Below are 21,857 nucleotides of genomic sequence, written 5' to 3'. Positions count from 1 at the left end.
ACGGGGTGCCGTACGGGTGTCATGACTCGGCCTTGCGGTGCACGCGGGCGACCCAGTCCGCCGGTTTGGCGATCTCCGCCTTGGTGGGGAGGGTGTTCGGGGAGGTCCAGACGCGGTTGAAGCCGTCCATGCCGACCTGTTCGACGACGGCCCGCACGAAGCGTTCGCCGTCGCGGTACTGGCGGAGCTTGGCGTCGAGGCCGAGCAGTTTGCGCAAGGCCATGTCCAGGCGGGAGGCGCCCTTGGCGCGGCGCTGCTGGAACTTCTCGCGGATCTCGGCGACGGAGGGCACGACGGCGGGTCCGACGCCGTCCATGACGAAGTCGGCGTGGCCCTCCAGCAGGGACATCACGGCGGTGAGGCGGCCGAGGATCTCGCGCTGGGCGGGGGTCTGGACGAGTTCGACGAGGGAGCGTCCGCCGTCGTCCTCCTCGCCCTCGGGGCGGCCGCCGGCGAGGGACTGGGCGGCCTCCCTGACGCGCTCCAGGAAGGTCATCGGGTCGACGTCGGTCTCCCCGAGGAACGACTGGATCTCGCCCTCCAGATGGTCGCGCAGCCAGTCGACGGCGGAGAACTGGGTGCGGTGGGTCTCCTCGTGGAGGGTGACCCAGAGGCGGAAGTCGTGGGGGTCGACGTCGAGTTCGCGTTCGACGTGGACGATGTTCGGGGCGACGAGCAGCAGCCGGCCGCCCTTGGGGCCGCCGGAGGGGAGGTCGCGGGAGGCGGGGGCGAAGGTCTCGTACTGGCCGAGCACGCGGGAGGCGAGGAACGACAGCAGCATGCCCAGTTCGACGCCGGTGACCTTGCCGCCGACGGCGCCCAGCACGGCGCCCCCCGGGCCGCCCGCGCGGCGTTCCTGCATCTTGTCGAGGAGGGGCTTGAGAAGCTCCCGGAAACCGGCGACGTTGGCCCGCACCCAGCCGGGGCGGTCGACGACGAGGACCGGGGTGTCGTGCGTGTCCTCGGTACCCATCCGGGTGAATCCGCGGACGTGTTCCTCCGAGGCCTTGGCGTGCCGGCGCAGCTCCGCGACGACGGCCCTGGCCTCGTCGCGGCTCACCTCCGGGCCCGGCCGCACGAGCCGGGTCGCGGTCGCGACCGCGAGATTCCAGTCGACCATCTCCACACCACCGATGCTCGTCATGCGTCAACGGTACGTGCTCACCGCCAGTTGAGGCAGAGCCACGAACCCGAACCCGAAGACGCGCACCCAGGACCCGCCGACGCACACGGCACCGGAGCGCCCTAGCCGCAGCCGCAGTTCGCCAGTGCCGTTGCTGTTCGGTCCAGGGCTGATTGGGCCGTGTCCCTGTTGGTGGTGCCGGAGGCCAGGAGGGCGAAGGCGAGGAGGTGGCCGTCGCGGTCGACGACGGTGCCGGCCAGGGCGTTGACGCCGGTGAGGGTGCCGGTCTTGGCGCGGACGACGCCGGCGGCGCCCTCGGTGTAGCGGGCGCTGAGGGTGCCCGTGAAGCCGGCGACGGGGAGTCCGGTGAGGGCCGGGCGCAGGTCGGGGCGGTCCGGGTCGGCGGCCTTGACGAGGAGGGCGGTCAGGAGGTCGGCGGTGAGGCGGTCGCCCCGGTCGAGTCCGCTGCCGTCCTCGAAGACCGCGCCGGCCATGGGCAGTCCGAGCTTCTTGAGCTGGGCGTGGACGGCCCGGCCGCCGCCGGCGAAGTCGGCGCGGTCGCCGGTCGCGACGGCGGTCTGGCGGGCGAGGGCCTCGGCGATGTCGTTGTCGCTGTTGGTGAGCATCCGCTCGACCAGGTCGGACAGCGGGGGCGAGGAGACGGTGGCGAGGGTCTCCGCGCGCGTGGTGGCCTTCGAGGGACCGGGGGCGCTGGTGGTGATGCCCTCGGCCTTGAGGAAGTCGGCGAACTTGCGGGTGGCGTCGGCGGCCGGGTCGGCCACGCGGTAGGCCGTGCCGCTGGTGGAGTCGTCGGTGCGGCCCTGGTCGGCGCTGAGGGCGGTGACGGGGGCGATGTTGGGATCGACCCCGATGGGGTGAATCCGGGGGCCGGTGAAGAGGGTCGTGTCGTAGGAGAGGGTGACGTCGGTCAGGCCGCGTGCCGTGAGCGCCTTGGCGGCCGAGACGGCGAGCGCGCGCAGGCTCGCCCAGCCCTCGGCGTCCTTGCGGGCGGTGAGGGTGGGGTCGCCGCCGCCGACCAGGACCAGTTCCTTCGTGTCGGGTTCGAGGGCGGCGCGGGTGGTGAGCCGGTGGTCGGGTCCCATCGCGGTGAGCGCGGCGACCGCGGTGGCGATCTTCGTGGTGGAGGCGGGGGTGAGCGCCTGGCCGGACCCGGTGCCGTAGAGCCGCGCGCCGGTGGTGACGTCGACGACCGCGGCGGTGTGCAGGGTGCCGAGCGCCGGGTCGCGCAGCAGGGGGTCCAGGACGGCGGCGAGGGCGGTGGTGGTGTGGGCGGACTTCACGGTGCCGGTGGGGCCGCCGAGACCGGAGAGTACGGAGGGGGCGCTCGGGGCGGGCCGGGGGGCGCCGGCCGCGGTGTCGGACGTATCGGACGAACCGGTGCGACGGCCGTGATCTGCGCCACCCGTGTGATGCAGGGCGGCGGCGCGGTCCCGCTCGGCCGTACGCTGACCGGTGGAGTCCCAGGGGCCGGCGGCGGTCACCACGCCCGCGGCCAGCGCCAGTCCGGCGGTCGCCGCACCCGCGGTGTACCGCCAGGTCCTGACGGTCGGACCGGTCTTCGTGATCCGCGCGAGCTGCGGTTTCGCCGCCTGCGTGAGCCGTGCGACCCGCGGCTTCGCGGCCGCCGTCGCCCGCGCGAGACGAGGGCCTACGATCCCTGCGGCCCGTGCCAGACGCGGTCGTACGGCGTCCGCGACCCGCACCACGTGCGGTCTCGCGGCCCGCCACGGTCTCAGCTCCGGCATGACCACCAGCCCCTTTCGCGATCACCCACCTGCGTGAGGGACACTTAACCACCAGAACTATGTGCTGATCATGGAGGAGCGTCCGGTGGAGTTCGACGTCACGATCGAGATCCCGAAGGGTTCGCGGAACAAGTACGAGGTGGACCACGAGACCGGTCGGATCCGCCTGGACCGTCGACTCTTCACCTCGACCGCCTACCCGACCGACTACGGCTTCGTCGAGAACACCCTCGGCGAGGACGGCGACCCGCTGGACGCGCTGGTCATCCTGGACGAGCCGACCTTCCCGGGTTGCCTCATCAAGTGCCGCGCGATCGGCATGTTCCGGATGACGGACGAGGCCGGCGGCGACGACAAGCTGCTGTGCGTCCCGGCGACCGACCCGCGCGTGGAGCACCTGCGCGACATCCACCACGTGTCGGAGTTCGACCGCCTGGAGATCCAGCACTTCTTCGAGGTCTACAAGGACCTGGAGCCCGGCAAGTCCGTCGAGGGCGCCGACTGGGTCGGCCGGGTCGACGCCGAGGCCGAGATCGAGCGGTCCTACAAGCGCTTCAAGGACCAGGGCGGTCACTGACCTTCCGCACCGAGGGGGCCGCACGTACACGCGTGCGGCCCTTTCGTGTGCCTGTGCGCATACTGATCCGTACGGAAGGTGTCGTTCAGGGAGCGTTGCTCAGTGACGGATGCGGAGGACCGCAAGCCGCAGTCGGACGAGGCGAGGGGTTCCTACGAGCCCGAGGTGACGTCCGAGTTCGCCGTTCCGCCGGGGCTGGCCGTGCCCAGAGCGGGCGGTGAGCCGGAGACCACGTCGGAGTTCGCGGTTCCGCAGGGGCTGGACGTGCCGCCCGCCGAGGAGCCGGAGGGGTCGGCGTTCAGCCGGCCGAGCACGTACAGCGCCCGTGGCGGCCCGGCCGCGTTCACCCCCGCCGAGGGCGTTCCGGTGGTCAGTCTGACCAAGGACCTGCCCTGGCAGGACCGGATGCGCACGATGCTGCGGATGCCGGTGACCGAGCGGCCGGCGCCGGAGCGGACCGTGAAGCCGGAGGAGGGCGGGCCGGCCGTCCCGCGCGTCCTCGACCTGACACTGCGCATCGGTGAGCTGCTGCTGGCGGGCGGGGAGGGCGCCGAGGACGTGGAGGCCGCGATGTTCGCGGTCTGCCGCTCCTACGGGCTGGACCGCTGCGAGCCGAACGTCACCTTCACCCTGCTGTCGATCTCGTACCAGCCGTCGCTGGTGGACGATCCGCTGACGGCGTCCCGGACGGTCCGCCGGCGCGGCACCGACTACACCCGGCTGGCGGCCGTGTTCCGGCTGGTGGACGACCTGAGCGACCCGGAGACGCACTTCTCGCTGGAGGAGGCGTACCGGCGGCTCGCGGAGATGCGCCGCAACCGGCACCCGTACCCGACCTGGGTGCTGACCTCGGCGAGCGGGCTGCTGGCGGGCGCGGCCTCGGTGCTGGTCGGCGGTGATCTGGTCGTGTTCGTCGCCGCCGCGCTCGGGGCGATGCTCGGCGACCGGCTGGCCTGGCTGTGCGCGGGCCGGGGGCTGCCGGAGTTCTACCAGTTCCTGGTCGCGGCGATGCCGCCGGCCGCGATAGGGGTCGCGCTGACCCTGACCCATGTGGACGTGAAGGCGTCCGCGGTCATCACCGGCGGGCTGTTCGCGCTGCTGCCCGGACGGGCGCTGGTGGCGGGCGTCCAGGACGGTCTGACGGGCTTCTACATCACCGCGGCCGCGCGGCTGCTGGAGGTCATGTACTTCTTCGTGGGCATCGTGGTCGGGGTGCTGGTGATGCTCTATCTGGGCGTGCAGCTCGGGGCGCATCTCAACCCGGACGCGGCCCTGGGGATCACCGAGCGGCCGCTGTGGCAGATCGGCGCGTCGATGCTGCTGTCGCTGACCTTCGCGGTGCTGTTGCAGCAGGAGCGCTCGACCGTGCCGGCCGTCACCCTCAACGGGGGCGTGGCCTGGTCGGTGTACGGGGCGATGCACTACGCGGGCGAGATCTCGCCGGTGGCCTCCACGGCCGTCGCGGCGGGGGTCGTGGGGCTGTTCGGGCAGTTGCTGGCCCGCTACCGGTTCGCGTCGGCGCTGCCGTACACCACGGCGGCGATCGGGCCGCTGCTGCCGGGTTCGGCGACGTACTTCGGGCTGCTGGCCATCGCGCAGAACGAGGTGGACCAGGGGCTGGTGTCGCTCACCAAGGCCGCGGCGCTGGCGATGGCCATCGCGATCGGGGTGAACCTGGGTTCGGAGGTGTCCCGGCTGTTCCTGCGGATCGGATCCGCCGAGAAGCGCCGGGCGGCCAAGCGGACCCGCGGGTTCTGACACCCGCGGGCCCGGCGCCGTCAGTAGCCCTCGTTGTACGGGTACGGGCCGTTCTGGTGGGGCTGGGCGCCGTACGGCTGCTGCTGCGGCTGCGGCTGCTGGTCCCAGGGCTGCTGCTGGGGGTACGGCTGCGGCTGCTGCTGCGGGTAGGGCTGCTGCTGGGGCTGGTGGGGCCGGTCCTGCTGCGGGTACGGCGTGCCGTAGTAGTCGTTCTGCTGCGGGCGGCCGCCCTGGTGGCCGTACGGGCCGGGCTCGTGCTCGTCGATACGGCGGAGCCGGGTCGTCGCGTCGTCCATCACCGGGGGCTGCTGCTGGTACGGCTGCTGCTCGGGCCGCTGCTCGGCGGGGGCCTGCGAGGCGTTCTTCTTGGCGGCGCTGCGTGCCCTCATGAACTCGATGACGATCGGAACCACCGAGACGAGGACGATCAGGATGAGGATCGCCTCGATGTTCTTCTTCACGAAGTCGATGTTGCCGAGCCAGGAGCCCAGCAGGGTGACGCCGGCGCCCCACAGGACGCCACCGACGATGTTGAAGGTCAGGAACGAGCGGTACCGCATGCCGCTGACGCCGGCGATGATCGGGGTGAAGGTGCGCACGATGGGCACGAAGCGGGCCAGGATCAGCGACTTCGGGCCGTGCTTCTCGAAGAAGTCGTGCGCCTTGACGACGTTCTCCTGCTTGAAGAGGCGGGAGTCCGGTCGGGTGAAGAGCGACGGGCCGACCTTCTTGCCGAACATGTAGCCCGCCTGGTCGCCCAGGATCGCGGCGACGCAGATCAGCGCGACCGCGCCCCACAGCGGGAAGTCGAGCTGGCCCGAGGTGATCAGCAGACCGGCGGTGAACAGCAGCGAGTCACCGGGCAGGAAGAAGCCGATGAGCAGGCCGGACTCCGCGAACACGATGAGCAGCAGACCCCAGATGCCGAAGCTGTCCAGCAGATAGTCGGGGTCCAGCCAGCTCGGTCCGAGGGCAAGAGTCGTCACGGTTCCGGGCTCCTGAGGGGTGAGGGCGGTCGGTGCGGCGGAGGACCGCCCCAACGTATCAACGCGGCGCCGCGGGGCCAGGTTCCCAGGGCCTCCCCCAGGATGCACTGTGCCTCTCCCCGGTCAAAGCTGTGAGCATGGGCATCGAGGAATTCGGCGGCGGTCAGGGACCCCGGCCGGACGTACTGGTCGTCACCACCAACGACGTACCCGGGTTGCGGGTCGAGCAGGTTATCGGCGAGGTCTTCGGCCTGACCGTGCGCTCGCGGCATCTGGGCAGCCAGATCGGCGCGGGTCTGAAGTCGATGATCGGCGGTGAGCTGAAGGGGCTGACGAAGACCCTGGTGGAGACCCGCAACCAGGCCATGGAGCGGCTCGTCGAGCAGGCACGCGCGCGGGGCGCCAACGCCGTGCTGGCGTTCCGCTTCGACGTGTCGGAGGCGGCGGACGTGGGCACCGAGGTGTGCGCGTACGGCACGGCGGTGGTCCTGGCCCAGGAGTGAACGTCCCCGGACGCACAGGGAGCGCACCGGGGACGCACCGGGCCAGGACAGGTCGCCGTCAGCGCGTGTGCCGGGCCGCGTTCGCCAGGATCGCGTCCCTGAGGTGCTCGGCGAGGCCCGGGCGCAGGGCGTCGTAGTACGCCGTGAAGCGCTCGTCGGCGACGTACATCTCGCCCAGGCAGCGGTGCATCTCGTGGGGGCACGCGTAGTAGCGCGTGTCGATGTGGCGCCGGTGCTCCTCGGCGAGGTCCATGGCCGCCTCGCCGGTCGGCGGCTCGCCGTCGGCCACGAGTGCCGCGTAGCGCTCGCCCCAGGCGTCGGCCTCGGCGCGGATGCGCTTCCAGTCGTCCTTGGTGTAGCGGGCGGTGCGGCGCCGTGACTCGGCGTAGGCGTCGGTGCCGCCCCAGCGTGCCTCGGTCTCCTGCGCGTACTGCTCGGGGTCGTGGTCCCCGAAGACCTCGAAGCGCTCCTCGGGGGTGAGATCGATGCCCATTCTGCGTGCCTCCATGGCGTGTTCCACGGCCGCCGCCATCTCCTTCAGCCGCTCGATCCGGGCGGTCAGCAGTTCGTGCCGGCGGCGCAGGTGCGCGCGCGTGTCCGCGTCCGGGTCGTCGAGCAGGGCGGCGACCTCGTCGAGCGGGAAGCCGAGCTCGCGGTAGAACAGGATCCGCTGGAGCCGTTCGAGGTCGGTGTCGTCGTAGCGCCGGTGGCCCGCGTGGCTGCGGCCGCCGGGGACGAGCAGTCCGATCTCGTCGTAGTGGTGCAGGGTGCGCACCGTGACGCCGGCATAGCCCGCGACCTGTCCTACGGAGTAGCTCACTTCTCCCCTCACTTTCCGGTCCTTCCGGTGTCGTCCTCCACGGTGCGTCTCACGCCGCGTGAGGTGCAAGCGCGGGCCCGGGACCCGGACGGCTCCCGACCGGACGCCCCCGGATGTCATGTCCGCTTTGCCCGCTTATCGTGAGCCTGTGGCTCAGGAGATCCCGCGGCACGCGCCCACCGCTCCGGCGACTCCCGCCCGCGCGTTGCTGCCCCTGATCCTGCCCGCCGTCGTGGTGGGCGTCGTCTCCAGTCTGCTGCTCCTGCTGGTCAGCGGGGTGGCCGAGGAGTTGCAGGACGTGCTGTGGGCGGATCTGCCGGACGCGCTGGGCGTGGGCCGGTACTCCGTGTTCTGGATGCTGGTCGTGCTCACCGCGACCGGTGTGCTGGTGGGGCTCGTGGTGTGGAAGGTGCCGGGGCACGCGGGGCCCGATCCGGCGACCACCGGCCTGGACGCGCCCGTGCTCCCGGCCGGGGTGCTGCCGGGGCTGACGCTGGCCGCCGTACTGATGCTGGCGGGCGGTCCCAGCCTGGGGCCGGAGAACCCGATCATCGCGGTGAACGTGGGGCTGGCCTTCTGGCTGGGCCACCGGCTGATCCCGCGGATGCCGGGCCGGGTGTGGCCGATGCTCGCCGAGGCCGGGACGATCGGCGCCCTGTTCGGCACGCCGGTGGCGGCGGCGCTGGTGATCTCCGAGGCGCTGGCGGGGCGGGAGGCGAAGGGCGCGCTGTGGGACAACGTGTTCGCCCCGCTGGTGGCCGCCGCGGCCGGGGCGCTCACCACCGACCTGGTGGCCCATCCGGCCTTCGACCTCGATCTGCCGCCGCTGGGCCGGCCCGGCTGGGGCGATCTGCTGGCGGCGCTGGTGATCGCGTCCGTGGCCGCGCTGCTCGGCATGTGCGCCGTACGGGTCTTCCCGTATGTGCACGGGGCGTTCGGACGGCTGCGGCATCCGATGCTGATGCTGCCCGCCGGCGGGCTCGTCCTGGGCCTTCTGGGGGCCCTGGGCGGGCATCTGACGCTCTTCAAGGGGCTGGACGAGGTCGCGGAGCTGGCCGCCGATCCGGACGGCTGGACGGCCGGCGAGTTCGCGACGATGACGGTGGTGAAGCTGGCCGCGCTGGTGGTCGCCGCGTCCTGCGGCTTCCGCGGCGGCCGGATCTTCCCGGCGGTCTTCGTCGGCGCCGCCCTCGGTCTCACCGCCCAGGCGCTGGTGTCCGGCGTGCATCCGGCGGTCGGGGTGGCGGCGGGCGTGCTCGGCGTGCTGCTGGCCATCACCCGGCAGGGCTGGGTGAGCCTGTTCACCGCCGCCGTACTGGTGTCCTCGCCCACGATCATCGCCCTGCTCTGCTTCGCCTCGCTGCCGGCCTGGCTGCTGGTGACGGGGCGCCCCCAGATGCAGCTTCGCGCGGACGGAACTTCCGTCCGCTGACGCCCGTTCGATCTCCAGGAGGCACACCCATGGCGTTGCACAAAGGTCCCGAGAAGCCCGACGAGCGCCCGCTGTCCGTCAACCCGTTCTACGGCGAGGCGAATCCGGTCGGAGGCATGACGGAGGCGCCGCCCAAGCACCGCATGCCCGACGGCCCCATCTCGCCGTCGACGGCCTATCAGGTCGTGCACGACGAGCTGATGCTGGACGGCAACTCCCGCCTGAACCTGGCCACGTTCGTCACCACGTGGATGGAGCCGCAGGCCGGTGTCCTGATGGCCGAGTGCCGCGACAAGAACATGATCGACAAGGACGAGTACCCGCGCACCGCCGAGCTGGAGCGCCGGTGCGTGGCGATGCTCGCGGACCTGTGGAACGCGCCGGATCCGTCGGCGGCCGTGGGCTGTTCGACGACCGGGTCCAGCGAGGCGTGCATGCTCGCCGGCATGGCGCTCAAGCGCCGCTGGAGCAAGCGGAACCCGAAGCCGGGCGCCCGCCCGAACCTGGTCATGGGGATCAACGTCCAGGTGTGCTGGGAGAAGTTCTGCAACTTCTGGGAGGTGGAGGCCCGCCTCGTCCCCATGGAGGGCGAGCGCTACCACCTGGACCCGCAGGCCGCCGCCGACCTGTGCGACGAGAACACCATCGGGGTCGTGGGCATCCTCGGCTCCACCTTCGACGGCTCCTACGAGCCGATCGCCGACCTGTGCGCGGCCCTGGACGCCCTCCAGGAGCGCTCGGGCCTCGACATCCCGGTGCATGTGGACGGCGCGTCCGGGGCCATGGTGGCGCCCTTCCTCGATCCCGACCTGGTGTGGGACTTCCGCCTCCCGCGCGTGGCGTCGATCAACACCTCGGGGCACAAGTACGGCCTGGTGTACCCCGGTGTCGGCTGGGCGCTGTGGCGGGACAAGGAGGCGCTGCCCGAGGAGCTGGTCTTCCGGGTCAACTACCTGGGCGGCGACATGCCGACCTTCGCGCTGAACTTCTCCCGGCCCGGCGCCCAGGTCGTCGCGCAGTACTACACCCTGCTGCGGCTGGGCCGGGAGGGCTACCGCGCGGTGCAGCAGTCCACCCGGGACGTGGCGATGGCCGTCGCGGAGAAGGTGGAGTCCCTCGGCGACTTCCGCCTCCTCACCCGCGGCGACCAGTTGCCGGTCTTCGCCTTCACCACGGCGCCCGAGGTGACGGCGTACGACGTCTTCGACGTCTCCCGGCGGCTGCGGGAGAACGGCTGGCTGGTGCCGGCGTACACCTTCCCGCCGAACCGGGAGGACCTGTCCGTCATCCGCGTGGTGTGCCGCAACGGCTTCTCCGAGGACCTCGCGGCGCTGTTCGTGGAGGACCTCACCCGGCTGCTGCCGGAACTGCGCAAGCAGTCGGGCCCGGCGATCCGGGACAAGGGGGCGGCGACCGGCTTCCATCACTGACCGCTCGGTCTGATTCCGCCACGGACGGTCAGCGGCGGTCCCCCGGATGCCGCTCGCCCGTCGCGTAGGGGTTCTCCTCGCCCTCGGCCAGGACGCCCACGAAGGGTTCGCCCTCACCGGCGAAGGTGTAGGCGCCCGCCTCGATCCGTTCGATCAGGCCCCGGGTCCAGGCGGCCTCGCCGTCGGCGGTGTGCACCCACATGTTCATGATCTCGCCGATGTGACCGAGCTGCTCCGGCCCCTGCTCGGGGACGTAGTGCTCGGTGACGGCGGCCCGCCACTCGGCGAGGCCCCGCAGCCGCTCCCGGAGCAGACCGACCGCTTCCGTGCGGTCCAGGTCGACCATGAAGCCGATCGCCGCGGAGAGGGTGTCGATGCTGCGGTCCCGGGCGACCAGTGCCTCCCGCAGCAGCCGCAGATACTCCTGGGTGCCCTGCTCGGTGATCTCGTACTCGGTGCGCGGCGGTCCGCCGGCCGTGGACGGCGCGATCTCATGGGCGTGCAGGAGTCCCTGCTTGGCCATCTGCTTCAGGGCGTGGTAGATCGAGCCGGGCTTGGCGTTGGACCACTCATGGGCGCCCCAGTACTCCAGGTCGTTGCGGACCTGGTAGCCGTGGGCCCGCCCGTGCTGGCGGACCGCACCGAGCACCAGGAGACGGATCGCTGACATGCGCTCCAGGGTAGGGGGCGGGCACCGGCCCGCCCCCCCGTCGGCCGGACGGCTGGAAGCGGCTAGAAACGGCTAGAAGGGGAAGCCGCTGCGCCCGTGCTGCACCGAGATCCACTTGGTGGTGGTGAAGGCTTCGAGGGTCGTCTCGCCGTTGAGGCGGCCGACACCGGAGTTCTTCTCGCCGCCGAAGGGCACGATCGGCTCGTCGTGGACGGTGGCGTCGTTGACGTGGATCATGCCGGTGACGATCTGCTTGGCGAAGCGGACACCGCGCTCGATGTCGGCGGTGTGGACGGCGCCGCTGAGGCCGTACGGCGTGTCGTTGGCGATGCGGACCGCCTCCTCCTCGCCGTCGAAGGTGTTGATGAAGACGACCGGCCCGAAGACCTCCTGCTGGAGCAGGGCGGAGTCGAGGGGCAGGCCGCTCAGGACGGACGGCTCCACGAGGTTGTCGGTGGTCGCGCCGTGCAGCAGGGCGGTGGCGCCCTCGGCGATCGCCTGCTCGACGGCGCCGGTCACGGCCTCCGCCTGCTGGGAGTTGATCACCGGGCCGATGAGGGTCGCCGGGTCGCGCGGGTCACCGGCCTGGAGCGTGCGCACCTTGGCGACGAACTTCTCGGTGAACTCGTCGGCGAGCGAACGGTCGACCAGGATGCGGTTGGCGGCCATGCAGACCTGGCCCTGGTGGACGAAGCGGCTGAAGACCGCCGCGTCGACCGCGTAGTCCACGTCGGCGTCGTCCAGGACGACGAAGGCGCTGTTGCCGCCGAGTTCGATGATGGACCGCTTGAAGTGCGAGGCCGCGACGGTCGCGACATGGCGGCCCACCTTGTCGGAGCCGGTGAAGGAGATCACCCGCGGGACCGGGTGCTCCAGGAAGGCGTCGCCGATCTCCGCTATGTCGGTCACGACGACGTTCAGCAGGCCCGGGGGCAGCCCCGCGTCCTCGAACAGCTTGGCCAGCACGGTGCCGCCGGAGATCGGCGTGTTCTGGTGCGGCTTGAGCACCACGGCGTTGCCGAGGGCGAGCGCGGGGGCCACGGACTTCAGCGACAGCAGGAACGGCACGTTGAACGGGCTGATCACGCCGACCACGCCGACCGGCTCGCGGTAGACGCGGTTCTCCTTGCCGTCGATCGGCGAGGGCAGGATGCGGCCCTCGGGGCGCAGCGACAGATGGATCGACTCGCGCAGGAACTCCTTGGCCAGGTGGAGTTCGAAGGCGGCCTTCCCGAAGGTGCCGCCGGCCTCGGCGACCAGGACCTCGCTGATCTGGGCCTCGCGCTCCTCGACCAGCCGCAGCACCTTCTCGAACACCGCGCGGCGGGCATAGGCGTTGGTGGCGGCCCACTCCTTCTGCGCGCGGGCGGCGGCCTGGTACGCCTGGTCGACCTCGTCGACGGTGGCGATGGTGATCGAGGCGAGCTTCTCACCGTCGTAGGGGTTGAAGTCGATGATGTCCCAGGACCCTGTGCCCGGACGCCACTTGCCGTCGATGTACTGCTGGGCCAGGTCGGTGAAATAGGACGACATGTGATCCCTCAATCCCCTGCTGCGATCGACGTCACGATCTGATCACACGTCATCGTACGTGTGTTTCAAGGGAGTTGGGGCCGTACTCGGGAGTCGGGGCGAATCTCTCAGGAGAGCTGGATCAGCCCGCGCAGCAGGTCCCGGCTCTCGTCGGGGCCGGGGCTGTCCTGCTGGAGCTCCTTCAGCGCCTGCTCGTACTGGCTGACGTCCTCGCGTTTGTCCAGGTAGAGGGCGCTGGTGAGCTGCTCCAGATAGACGACGTCCTGGAGATCGGCGTCCGGGAAGCTGAGGATCGTGAACGCGCCGGACTCCCCGGAGTGCCCGCCGAAGCTGAACGGCATGACCTGGAGCCGTACGTTGGGACGCTCGGAGATCTCGATCAGGTGCTGGAGCTGGCCGCGCATCACCTCGCGGTCGCCGTAGGGCCGGCGCAGCGCGGCCTCGTCGAGGACGATGTGGAAGTCGGGGGCGTTCTCGGCGACCAGGTACTTCTGCCGCTCCAGACGCAGCGCCACTCGGCGGTCGATGTCGGCGGCGCTCGCGCCCTTCATGCCGCGGCTGACGACGGCGTGGGCGTACGCCTCGGTCTGGAGCAGACCGTGCACGAACTGCACCTCGTACGCCCGCAGCAGGGAGGCGGCGCCCTCCAGACCGACGTAGGTGGGGAACCAGTTGGGCAGCACGTCGGAGTAACTGTGCCACCAGCCCGCGACGTTGGCCTCGCGGGCGAGTCCCACGAGCGCCTGGCGCTCGGAGTCGTCCGTGATGCCGTACAGCGTCAGCAGGTCCTCCACGTCCCGGGTCTTGAAGCTGACCCGGCCCAGTTCCATCCGGCTGATCTTCGACTCGGAGGCCCGGATCGAGTACCCGGCGGCCTCACGCGTGATACCGCGCGCCTCGCGCAGTCGCCGAAGTTGCGAGCCGAGCAGCATCCGCCGCACCACCGATCCAGGCTCTCCCGCGCTCACGTTCGCCAGCCTCCCCAACCCGTCCTCAGGCTCCGCAGTCTGCCACTAAAACACTTCGAGCAGTACTCGTCCGATTACAGAGACGGAAAGAAGCCAAAGCATATGGACACAGGGACGGAGGAGAAGCGAGAGGGAGGAGCTGGAGAAGTGCCGTCGCAGGGCGGGAAGTTGGCGGAAAAAATGGCCAAGAAGCGGTACGGGGAGGTCCATTTCGGTCACGTGCACGTGCATCTGCCCTTGCATCCGCCGTGCGCATCCGAAACCATGGTCCCGCGCCACCGCTGCTTCGCCACGACCGCGACTATCGGGAGTGCCTCGCATGGGGACGAATGGATCGACCATGCTCGAGCCGTTACGGCAGGGCCTTCCGCCGCTCGACCCCGCGGCCGTGTCCAACGCCGCCTCCTGCGCTCTTCCGCCCCGCTTCGAAGCCGTGCGCGAGGCCCGGCAGTTCACCCGGCGGACCCTCGGCCAGTGGGACGTGGGCGACCGCTTCGACGACGTCTGTCTGGTGGTCTCGGAGCTGGTGACCAACGCGCTGCGGCACGGCATATCGCCGGGCGGCGCTCCGCGCGCGGGTGAGCGGGATCCGGCGGTGCGGCTGCATCTGCTGCGGTGGACCGAACGGCTGGTGTGCGCGGTGCGCGACCCCAGCCGCGACTGTCCGCTGCCGCGCGACAGACAGAACGGCGAGGACTTCTCGGCCGAGTCGGGCCGCGGCCTCTTCCTCGTGGACAGCTTCGCCGACGGCTGGGGCTGGCACCCGATGTCCGGCTCCCTGGGCGGCAAGGTGGTCTGGGCGATGTTCCGGCTGCACACACCGGCCGAATGAGAAACCGCGGCGCCGATGAGCGCCGCGGTTCTACGCGCGTCACCTTCTGATCGGTGACGGTATGCCCCGTATGTCCGCAGGGGCGGGTGGCCTGCCGAGAAGAACGGGACGGGACTGGCAGGTCGGGACGGCTCGGGACGGCTCGGCCGTCAGCTCGCGATCAGATGGTCGAACTCGCCGTCCTTGATGCCCAGGAGCATCGCCTCGATCTCAGCCCGGGTGTAGACGAGCGCCGGACCGTCCGGGAACCGCGAGTTGCGCACGGCCACGTCACCGCCCGGCAGTCGCGCGAACTCCACACAGGACCCCTGCGAGTTACTGTGCCGGCTCTTCTGCCAGGCAACCCCGGACAGCCGTGTGGCCGCCATGCCGTTGTACACGTCGTGCCCCCCGTCAACGTGGTGGTCCACAGGTCGCTCCCTGGTGGTGCACTGGATCTGGCTCGTGTGGCCATTGGTGCCGTGGTCAACTGTCCCGGATCATAACCCCGTTCACGTGCAGTTGCATGGGCATATGCACGTGCACCAGGGGTGCTTGCGCGGTTACAGCGTTGACGCCTGCTTTACCCGACCGTCTGCCCGCCGGACGGCGAAGTAGTTCGGATCGAACCACTCGCGTGCACAAGGAACAGACGCGCGGCGCGGCTTTCGTGTTCCGTCGGCACCGCATCGGTTCGGATGCCGGGAGCGTACGCCCGTCCCCCGGGCGCGATACGGGGGGACCCCTCCTCCGGACGCCGGTCATCCGCTCCGCGCGGTAGTCCCGGCCTCCGGATGTGAGGGTTCCGCACGCCCGTCCGGGAGATGCGGGGACGACGGCACCGGGACCGCAGGCAGGGGCCGGGGCGGTCCGGTCCGCCGTGGCGAGTGCCGAAACGCACTCACCCCTGTGGACGACGGGGAGATCGTCCACAGGGGCGAGTCGGGGGGTGGATGCGGTCGGCGGCTGCAGTCCCGCATCCGGCGCAAGCACGGCGCAGTCCGCCGTCCACAGGCGGTGGACGAGCGGCGGATTTTCGCCGGTACGGACGACGGGTGCCGCGTACGACCGCCGGAAGGGGCCGGAGCGGTGGCCTCCGCTTGCCGGAGTGGCGCGTTCCGCATGCGCGGCCGGGGCCGGCGGCGGGTTCGGTGACCGAGATAGGCGACCGCGATCAGTGACCGGGGTCAGTGACCGGGGTCAGCGGCCGCCGTACGGCAGGAGGGCCATTTCGCGGGCGTTCTTGATCGCGCGGGCGAGCAGGCGCTGCTGCTGGGCGGAGACGCGGGTGACCCGGCGGCTGCGGATCTTGCCGCGGTCGGAGACGAACGCCCGCAGCAGTTCGGTGTCCTTGTAGTCGATATAGGTGATCCCGGCCCGGTCCAGGGGGTTGGGGCGGGGCTTGGCGGGGGCCCGCACGGGCTTGCGCGGCATGGGTCAGACCTCCAGGAGCGTGTCGAAGGCGGACGGCAGGCGCTGCCAGGCGGCGCGGCCCGCGGCGTACTCGGCGTCGGTGAGCAGGCAGGACTCCAGGACCTCGGCCAGTCCGTCGCGGTCGAGGCCCGGGGAGGTGAAGACCAGATGCTGGCAGCGGTCGCCGTGCTCGGGGTGCCAGTCGAGGGCGGCGGCGGCGCGGCGCACCGGCGGGACCAGGTCCCAGGCGGCGTCCGGCAGGGAGGCCAGCCAGGGGCCGGCCGGTTCCACGCACAGGGCGCCGCCCGCCGCGTCCCAGTGGAGCAGGGTGTCGGGCTTGTCGGCGAGCCAGAACCGGCCCCGGCTGCGGGCGGCGGCGCAGGTCAGGTCCTCCAGCGCCGCGTAGAGCCGTTCCGGGTGGAAGGGGCGGCGGCGGTGCCAGACGAAGGTGCTCACGCCGTGCGCGTCGGCCTCGGCGGGCAGCAGGGCGCAGGCCGGGTGCTGGGCCGCGGCGGCCGCCTCGACGTCGAATCCGGCGAGCGCGGCGGCCACCAGCTCGGAGGAAGTGCCGCGTGCATATGCACGTGCGGATGCCGGGGACTCTCCGGCGGCGACCAGGACCCTGCGGGCCGTCGGATGGAGCTGGGCGAGCAGTTCGCGATCCTCTTCGTCGGCCTCCCCGGACTCGACGACGGCCAGGACGGGCGCGTACTCCAGTTGGCGGGCGAAGGTGTCGGCGACGGTGCGCTGGTCGGTGGCGGCCGCGGCGAGGCCGACGTCGGCGAGGTCGTCGCCGTTGCCGAGGCAGGGCAGGAGCAGGGCCGGGTCGACGGCGGTGAGCACCCCGGTGACGGTGAGCCCGCCGGCCACGACCACCTCGGCCATGGCCTTGGGCTCGACGGAGTCCCACAGTTCGACGACCGCGAGCCGGGTCGTGCCGTCGTCGGCGAGGCGGCGCAGCTCGGGCACCAGGTCCTCGCGCAGGGCGCAGCAGGCGCAGTCGTTGACGAGCGGGGTCTCCCCGGCGGACAAGACGCCGCCGGCGTCGCGGACCGTGCGGACGACCGTGCCGGCCGGGGCGGTCGACAGGTCGTGATGGAGGGCGACGCCGCCGGGGACGTCGGCGAGCAGTCGCGCGACCGTCGCCCGGCGGGCGTCGGCGTGCAGCCCGCCGACGATCACGACGGACAGGCTCACGCCCCGCCCCGCTTTCCGTAGCGGCGCTCGAAGCGCTCGACGCGGCCGGCGGTGTCCAGGACGCGGGCGGTGCCGGTGTAGAAGGGGTGGCTGACGTTCGAGATCTCGACGTCGACCACGGGGTAGGTGTGGCCGTCCTCCCACGCGATCGTCTTCTCGCTCGTCATCGTCGAGCGGGTGAGGAAGGCGTGGCCGGCGGCGCGGTCGCGGAAGACGACGGAGCCGTAGGCCGGGTGGATTCCCTCGCGCACGGGTCAGCGCTCCTCTCGGAACTCGACGTGACGGGCGACGACCGGGTCGTACTTCCTGAGGGTCATGCGGTCCGGGTCGTTGCGGCGGTTCTTGCGGGTGACATAGGTGAAGCCGGTCCCCGCCGTGGACCGGAGCCTGACGACCGGACGGAGTTCGTTGCGTGCCATGCTGCTATCTTACTGAAAATGAATTCCATTAGCGACAACGCTTCGAGAGAGGTACGTCACCCATGTCCGCGCACTGCATGCTGACCGGGGCCCGGCCCGGATTCGGCAACCGGATCTCCCACTCCCACCGGCGGACCTCCCGCCGCTTCGACCCGAACATCCAGCCCAAGCGCTACTGGCTGCCGAGCGAGAGCCGGTACGTACGGCTGCGGCTGAGCACGACAGGAATCAAGACGGTGGACGCGATCGGCGTCGAGGCGGCCGTGGCGCGGATCCGCGCGCGGGGCGTCAAGGTCTGACGGGGGCGGGGAACGATGGCGAAGAAGAGCAAGATCGCGAAGAACGAGAAGCGGCGGGAGATCGTCGCGCGGTACGCCGAGCGGCGGGCCGAGCTGAAGCGGATCGTCCGCCGGCCGTCCTCGACGGACGCCGAACGGGCCGCCGCCCAGCGCGAACTGAACGCCCAGCCCCGCGACGCGAGCGCCACGCGCGTCCGCAACCGGGACCAGGTGGACGGGCGCCCGCGCGGCTACTTCCGGACGTTCGGACTGTCCCGGGTGGGACTGCGGGAGCAGGCGCACGCGGGGCATCTGCCGGGGGTGCGGAAGTCTTCCTGGTGATGGGGGTGGGAGTGCGGGTGCGGGTGCGCGTGTCTGCCGGGTGACCCTCCTCCTTGCCCGGGTGGGTGCCCTCCCGTCCGCCCCGGGGCGGGAGTCAGGTGCGGCTGCTGCGGGGCGCGCGGCCGGAGGCACGCCTTCCGGCCGCGAGGTGGGCGAGGGTGCGTACAGGCCGTCCCGGTGGTGCCTTTGGGGCGGTCCGCGCGGGCCGGTCGGACCACGCGCGCGTGCGGCGTCGCGTGCGCCTGCTGGGTCGCGTGTGCCTCCTGGGGGGGGGCGCGTCCCGCCCCCCCCCCCAGAACGCGTCGCACCGCCCGCAGGCGCGGGCGAGGTCTGCACGCCGGGCCGGCGACGTTTGCGGGCCGGGCCGAGCGACCTGGCCGGACCACGCGCGCGTGCCGGCCCGGCCAAGTCGCGCGGGGCTGCTGCGGGAGGCGGCCCGGGAGGGGGAGGGGGAGGGGGAGGGGGAGGGGGAGGCCGTCCGTCCCGGCCGGGCGACAGTGTGCCGGGGTGCGTTCCTGCCGGACCCGGGTCTGGTCGCAGGTCGGCTGGTAGCTTGCTGCGGGACTGTCGGCCGGATACAGCTTGGAGCCAGTGGTGACTACGGGGATCTTCTCGCGCGGGGCGTTCCGGCGACCGGTCTGGGCCGTCGCCGCGTTGGCCGGCGTGGTCGCGCTCGGCGGGTGCAGTGACGACGGCGGTTCGGACGACGGCTCCTCGGGTACGCCGTCCGCCTCGGTCACCGCGGACACCGGAGGTGCGAGCGGGTCGACGCCCGGGGCCGCCGGTGAGCTGGAGGGCAGTTGGCTGGCCACGGCGGACGGGAAGGCGGTGGCGCTGATCATCACCGGGAAGCAGGCCGCCCTGTTCGCGACCGGCGGGACCGTGTGCAGCGGGTCCGCCGGGGAGGAGGCGGGCATGCGGATGATCCGCCTCTCGTGCACCACCGGCACGAAGGACCGCACCACCGGCATGGTGGACTCCGTCGACGCCGGCTCCCTCAAGGTCACCTGGGAGGGCGCGGCCGGCGAGGAGACGTACACCAAGGCGGAGGGCGGCCAGTGGCCGGAGGGTCTGCCGACGGCCGGGCTGGAATAGGGAGCCGCGTAGGGAGCCCGCGTAGGAGCCCGCGCCCTTTCCCGGCGGACCACTCACACAGGTGGTTGGTGCGGGGGTGGGCGACGCGGGGCGGCACGCGTGCGTGATGATCCTTCGAGCACCGTCACGACACTCAGGGGACCACATATGCGCGCCGTTCCGATCACCGTCACCGCCCTCGCGGCGGCTCTCCTCCTCACCGCCTGTTCCGGCGACGACAGCGGCGACGCGCAGGGTTCGGACGACGGCACGGGCAAGGCAGCCGACACCGCCTGCGCCGCCGCCGACCTCTCCCCCGAGGTGACCGCCAACGCCGCCCCCGCCGCCGGGGACAGCGGCAACGTCACCGTCACCCTGACCAACAAGGGCGCCGAGTGCGTCCTGGACGGCTTCCCCGCCGTCGGCCTGGTCGCGGGCAGCAGGACGGCGGCCGTGGCCAACGACCCGGCCGCGGAGGCGCGGAAGATCACGCTCGCCGAGCAGGGCACCACGTCGTTCACGATCACGTACGTGCGGGGCGAGAGCGGTGCGAAGAGCCTCGCCGTCAAGACCGTGCGCTACGGCCTGCCGGGCGCCGAGGAGACGACGGACTTCGCGTGGTCGTACGGCGACGTGGCGCTCACGGACGAGGGCGAGGGTGACGCGCCGGACGCCTCGGTGAGCGCGTTCCAGCAGGCGGGCGACTGACGTACGTACGCCCGCGGTGATCTACGGCAGGCGGGTGCGGGGGCGGACCTGGGCGCGGTCGGCGGCCTCGGCGCCCTCGGTCCAGCCCGCCTCGTCGGTGACCCCGCGCAGCCGGGTGGTGACCGTGTCCGGGAACAGCCGGTCCGTCGCCGCGGTGACCGCGACCTCGCGGGTGGCGAGGACCGGCAGCAGGTCGTCGCCGACCTGGGTCTCGGCGGCGGCCGTGAGCCGGGTGCCTATGCGGTGGGCGTAGGCCGCCAGGAACGACTGCCGGAAGGTCTTGGTCCGCTTGCGTCCGCCGGCCCGCTGCGCGGCCTCCGCCCTGGTCATCGCGGTGTGCGCCTGCACGAGGAGTGACGTGAAGAGGAGTTCCACGGCCTCCAGGTCGGCCTCGAAGCCGACGACGGTGGAGAAGCAGAAGGGTTCGTTCCACACGGCCTTGCAGTGGTTGGCGCCGGCGACCGCGTCCAGCAGCACCGCCTTGGCCTGCTCGTAGGGCGGCTCCACGCCGATCCGGCAGGCGCCGGGCGCGTGCGGGTCCGGCGCCGCGGCGTCGAGCAGGGCCTCGTCGACGCTGTGCCGGGCCATCAGCTCCTGCGCCTTCGCGGTGAGGGCCTCCGCCTCCTCCGGATAGCCGGTCGCCTCCGCCTTGGCGAGCAGGGCGCGGATCCGGGTGAGCGTCTTGGAGTCGGAGCGCCGCCCCGGCCGCCGTTCCGTGTGCTCCTCCAGGGGTTCGAGCGCGGGCAGCCGCAGCAGCAGGCGGTACAGCTCCAGGACGGCCGTGGCGTGCGAGAAGCGGTCCGTGCGGGGCGGGTCGCCCTCGGGCAGCTCGGCGAGCTGGGCCGTCCAGCGGGGGCCGCGCGCCCGGTCGTCCGGCGCCTGCGCGCGGATCAGCGCGGCGGCCAGCCGTACGTGGACGTCGTCCAGGTCCCGGCGCACCAGGCGTACGACGTCGGCGGGCTGCCAGCCGCGCCGCCAGGCCGCGGCCACGAACTCCGTTCCGCGCCGGGCGAGTTCGGCGTCCCCGGCGGGGTCGGAGGCGAGCAGGGAGGCGCCCGCGTCGAGGGCGGAGTCGGCGGTGTCGTAGAGGGCGGTCCGCAGGGCGCGGTCGACGGTGCCGGGAGGGTCGGGGGTGCTGCTCACGGGTCGATGGTGTCACGCGCGCGTGGACGCCGGCCGGACGGGAGCACACCCGAGCCGAGTGACAACCCGAGGTTGACAGTGCAGGGGTGTCAACCTACGGTTGACACATGACGCAGCGACCGGAACCCACCGCCTCCATCCGTCTCGACGACCTCATCGCGGCCATCAAGAAGGTCCACGAGGAGCCCCTCGAACAGCTCCAGGACGCCGTGATCGCAGCGGAGCACCTCGGCGAGGTCTCCGACCATCTGATCGGGCACTTCGTCGACCAGGCCCGCCGCTCCGGCGCCTCCTGGACCGACATCGGGCGCAGCATGGGCGTCACCCGGCAGGCCGCGCAGAAGCGGTTCGTGCCGAAGGAGTCCGTCGACCTGGACGACAGCCAGGGCTTCAGCCGCTACACCCCCCGCGCGCGGAGCACGGTCATGGCCGCCCACAGCGCGTCCAAGTCCGCGGGCAACACCGAGGGGCTGCCCGCCCATCTGGTGCTCGGGCTGCTCTCCGAGCCCGAGGGCCTCGCGGCGAAGGCCCTGGTCGCGCAGGGCGTCACCCTCGACGCGGTCCGCGCGGCCGCCACCGCCGTACTGCCGCCGGCCGCCGACGAGGTGCCGGAGCTGGTGCCGTACGGCTCGGACGCCAAGAAGGTCCTGGAGCTGACCTTCCGCGAGGCCCTGCGCCTCGGCCACAACTACGTCGGCACCGAGCACATCCTGCTGGCCCTGCTGGAGTTCGAGAACGGCGAGGGCGTCCTGACCGGCCTCGGCATCGACAAGGCCGCCACCGAGCTGTACGTGGCGAAGGCCCTGGCCGACATCGTGGCGGCGCAGCGGACCGAGGGCTGAGGCGGCCCCTGAAACTGAGGCGGCCCCTGAAACAGCAGGTCAAGGGCCGTTGTCAGACCCCCCT

24 protein-coding genes are annotated in these 21,857 nt (G+C 71.9%); 11 read left to right on the top strand and 13 right to left on the bottom strand.

The features are described from left to right. Positions 1-19 precede the first annotated feature (19 nt). Positions 20-1,144 (bottom strand): Rv3626c family coenzyme F420 biosynthesis-associated protein, encoded by a 1,125-nt coding sequence (locus AFM16_RS21805; protein ID WP_030796015.1) that lies wholly within the window; start codon positions 1,142-1,144, stop codon positions 20-22. Positions 1,145-1,245: 101 nt separating this feature from the next. Further along, positions 1,246-2,889 (bottom strand): D-alanyl-D-alanine carboxypeptidase/D-alanyl-D-alanine endopeptidase, encoded by a 1,644-nt coding sequence (gene dacB / locus AFM16_RS21800; RefSeq protein WP_078637045.1) that lies wholly within the window; start codon positions 2,887-2,889, stop codon positions 1,246-1,248. Positions 2,890-2,974: 85 nt separating this feature from the next. Between dacB and AFM16_RS21795 the strand changes: the two genes are divergently transcribed. Further along, entirely contained in the window at positions 2,975-3,466 is a 492-nt protein-coding gene (locus AFM16_RS21795) for an inorganic diphosphatase (protein WP_007383738.1), read from the top strand. Between the two features lie 102 nt (positions 3,467-3,568). Continuing rightward, positions 3,569-5,224, top strand: a complete 1,656-nt coding sequence (locus AFM16_RS21790) for a threonine/serine exporter family protein (protein WP_078634354.1) — start codon at positions 3,569-3,571, stop codon at positions 5,222-5,224. A gap of 20 nt (positions 5,225-5,244) precedes the next feature. On the opposite strand, the gene AFM16_RS21785 is transcribed toward AFM16_RS21790, so the two are convergent. Beyond that, on the bottom strand, positions 5,245-6,210 hold the full coding sequence (locus AFM16_RS21785; protein ID WP_030796009.1) for a DedA family protein: 966 nt from the start codon (positions 6,208-6,210) through the stop codon (positions 5,245-5,247). Positions 6,211-6,347: 137 nt separating this feature from the next. Between AFM16_RS21785 and AFM16_RS21780 the strand changes: the two genes are divergently transcribed. Further along, a complete protein-coding gene (locus tag AFM16_RS21780) occupies positions 6,348-6,713 on the top strand; it encodes a YbjQ family protein (protein WP_030796008.1) in 366 nt (121 codons plus the stop codon). A 58-nt stretch (positions 6,714-6,771) separates the two neighbouring features. Here AFM16_RS21780 and AFM16_RS21775 read toward each other — a convergent pair whose 3' ends face one another. Beyond that, positions 6,772-7,533, bottom strand: a complete 762-nt coding sequence (locus tag AFM16_RS21775) for a MerR family transcriptional regulator (protein WP_078634353.1) — start codon at positions 7,531-7,533, stop codon at positions 6,772-6,774. Positions 7,534-7,681: 148 nt separating this feature from the next. Between AFM16_RS21775 and AFM16_RS21770 the strand changes: the two genes are divergently transcribed. After that, positions 7,682-8,965: an ion channel protein gene (locus AFM16_RS21770; protein ID WP_078634352.1), complete on the top strand. Its 1,284-nt coding sequence runs from the start codon at positions 7,682-7,684 to the stop codon at positions 8,963-8,965. 29 nt (positions 8,966-8,994) lie between these two features. Further along, on the top strand, positions 8,995-10,395 hold the full coding sequence (gene gad, locus AFM16_RS21765) for a glutamate decarboxylase (protein WP_078634351.1): 1,401 nt from the start codon (positions 8,995-8,997) through the stop codon (positions 10,393-10,395). A gap of 28 nt (positions 10,396-10,423) precedes the next feature. Here the strand turns inward: gad and AFM16_RS21760 are convergent, their stop codons facing one another. The 3 genes from AFM16_RS21760 to AFM16_RS21750 form a co-directional block, all read right to left on the bottom strand. Next, a complete protein-coding gene (locus AFM16_RS21760; protein ID WP_078634350.1) occupies positions 10,424-11,065 on the bottom strand; it encodes a PadR family transcriptional regulator in 642 nt (213 codons plus the stop codon). 72 nt (positions 11,066-11,137) lie between these two features. Next, positions 11,138-12,598, bottom strand: a complete 1,461-nt coding sequence (locus AFM16_RS21755; protein ID WP_030795998.1) for an aldehyde dehydrogenase family protein — start codon at positions 12,596-12,598, stop codon at positions 11,138-11,140. 107 nt (positions 12,599-12,705) lie between these two features. Beyond that, complete coding sequence (locus AFM16_RS21750; protein ID WP_030795996.1) at positions 12,706-13,542, bottom strand: Sco1979 family transcriptional regulator; 837 nt, start codon at positions 13,540-13,542, stop codon at positions 12,706-12,708. A 364-nt stretch (positions 13,543-13,906) separates the two neighbouring features. On the opposite strand from AFM16_RS21750, the gene AFM16_RS21740 reads away from it, so the two are divergent. Then, positions 13,907-14,398, top strand: coding sequence for an ATP-binding protein (locus AFM16_RS21740; RefSeq protein ID WP_030795993.1), 492 nt, complete (start codon positions 13,907-13,909; stop codon positions 14,396-14,398). A gap of 149 nt (positions 14,399-14,547) precedes the next feature. Here the strand turns inward: AFM16_RS21740 and AFM16_RS21735 are convergent, their stop codons facing one another. The 5 genes from AFM16_RS21735 to rpmG all read right to left on the bottom strand — a co-directional run bounded on the left by AFM16_RS21735 (position 14,548) and on the right by rpmG (position 17,406). Next, on the bottom strand, positions 14,548-14,766 hold the full coding sequence (locus AFM16_RS21735) for a DUF397 domain-containing protein (protein WP_051780995.1): 219 nt from the start codon (positions 14,764-14,766) through the stop codon (positions 14,548-14,550). An 811-nt stretch (positions 14,767-15,577) separates the two neighbouring features. Next, positions 15,578-15,811, bottom strand: coding sequence for a 30S ribosomal protein S18 (gene rpsR / locus AFM16_RS21730; RefSeq protein WP_030795989.1), 234 nt, complete (start codon positions 15,809-15,811; stop codon positions 15,578-15,580). Positions 15,812-15,814: 3 nt separating this feature from the next. Further along, positions 15,815-16,987, bottom strand: coding sequence for a CobW family GTP-binding protein (locus AFM16_RS21725; protein WP_030795987.1), 1,173 nt, complete (start codon positions 16,985-16,987; stop codon positions 15,815-15,817). Next, positions 16,984-17,238, bottom strand: coding sequence for a type B 50S ribosomal protein L31 (locus AFM16_RS21720; protein ID WP_030795985.1), 255 nt, complete (start codon positions 17,236-17,238; stop codon positions 16,984-16,986). Before AFM16_RS21720 ends, AFM16_RS21725 begins: the two co-directional genes overlap by 4 nt. 3 nt (positions 17,239-17,241) lie before the next feature. Further along, positions 17,242-17,406 carry a 50S ribosomal protein L33 gene (rpmG, locus tag AFM16_RS21715; RefSeq protein WP_030795983.1) on the bottom strand — a complete coding sequence of 55 codons (165 nt, stop codon included), beginning with the start codon at positions 17,404-17,406 and terminating at the stop codon, positions 17,242-17,244. 62 nt (positions 17,407-17,468) lie between these two features. Here rpmG and rpmB point away from each other — a divergent pair, with 62 nt between their 5' ends. From rpmB to AFM16_RS21695, 4 genes are all read left to right on the top strand, one after another. Beyond that, positions 17,469-17,705, top strand: coding sequence for a 50S ribosomal protein L28 (rpmB, locus tag AFM16_RS21710; RefSeq protein ID WP_030795981.1), 237 nt, complete (start codon positions 17,469-17,471; stop codon positions 17,703-17,705). Between the two features lie 15 nt (positions 17,706-17,720). Further along, entirely contained in the window at positions 17,721-18,026 is a 306-nt protein-coding gene (gene rpsN / locus AFM16_RS21705) for a 30S ribosomal protein S14 (RefSeq protein WP_030795979.1), read from the top strand. 594 nt (positions 18,027-18,620) lie between these two features. Next, positions 18,621-19,121 (top strand): hypothetical protein, encoded by a 501-nt coding sequence (locus tag AFM16_RS21700; protein WP_078634348.1) that lies wholly within the window; start codon positions 18,621-18,623, stop codon positions 19,119-19,121. A gap of 147 nt (positions 19,122-19,268) precedes the next feature. Then, the gene (locus AFM16_RS21695; RefSeq protein WP_078634347.1) at positions 19,269-19,808 is read left to right on the top strand and encodes a DUF4232 domain-containing protein; all 540 of its coding nucleotides are present in this window, start codon (positions 19,269-19,271) and stop codon (positions 19,806-19,808) included. Positions 19,809-19,829: 21 nt separating this feature from the next. Here AFM16_RS21695 and AFM16_RS21690 read toward each other — a convergent pair whose 3' ends face one another. Then, a complete protein-coding gene (locus tag AFM16_RS21690) occupies positions 19,830-20,951 on the bottom strand; it encodes a DUF2786 domain-containing protein (protein WP_078634346.1) in 1,122 nt (373 codons plus the stop codon). Between the two features lie 107 nt (positions 20,952-21,058). Between AFM16_RS21690 and AFM16_RS21685 the strand changes: the two genes are divergently transcribed. Then, positions 21,059-21,793 carry a Clp protease N-terminal domain-containing protein gene (locus tag AFM16_RS21685; protein WP_078634345.1) on the top strand — a complete coding sequence of 245 codons (735 nt, stop codon included), beginning with the start codon at positions 21,059-21,061 and terminating at the stop codon, positions 21,791-21,793. Positions 21,794-21,857 lie beyond the last annotated feature (64 nt).

Source organism: Streptomyces antibioticus, from assembly GCF_002019855.1.
In the GTDB taxonomy this organism is placed as follows: domain Bacteria; phylum Actinomycetota; class Actinomycetes; order Streptomycetales; family Streptomycetaceae; genus Streptomyces; species Streptomyces antibioticus_B.
This window is presented reverse-complemented; position numbering and strand designations above follow the sequence as displayed.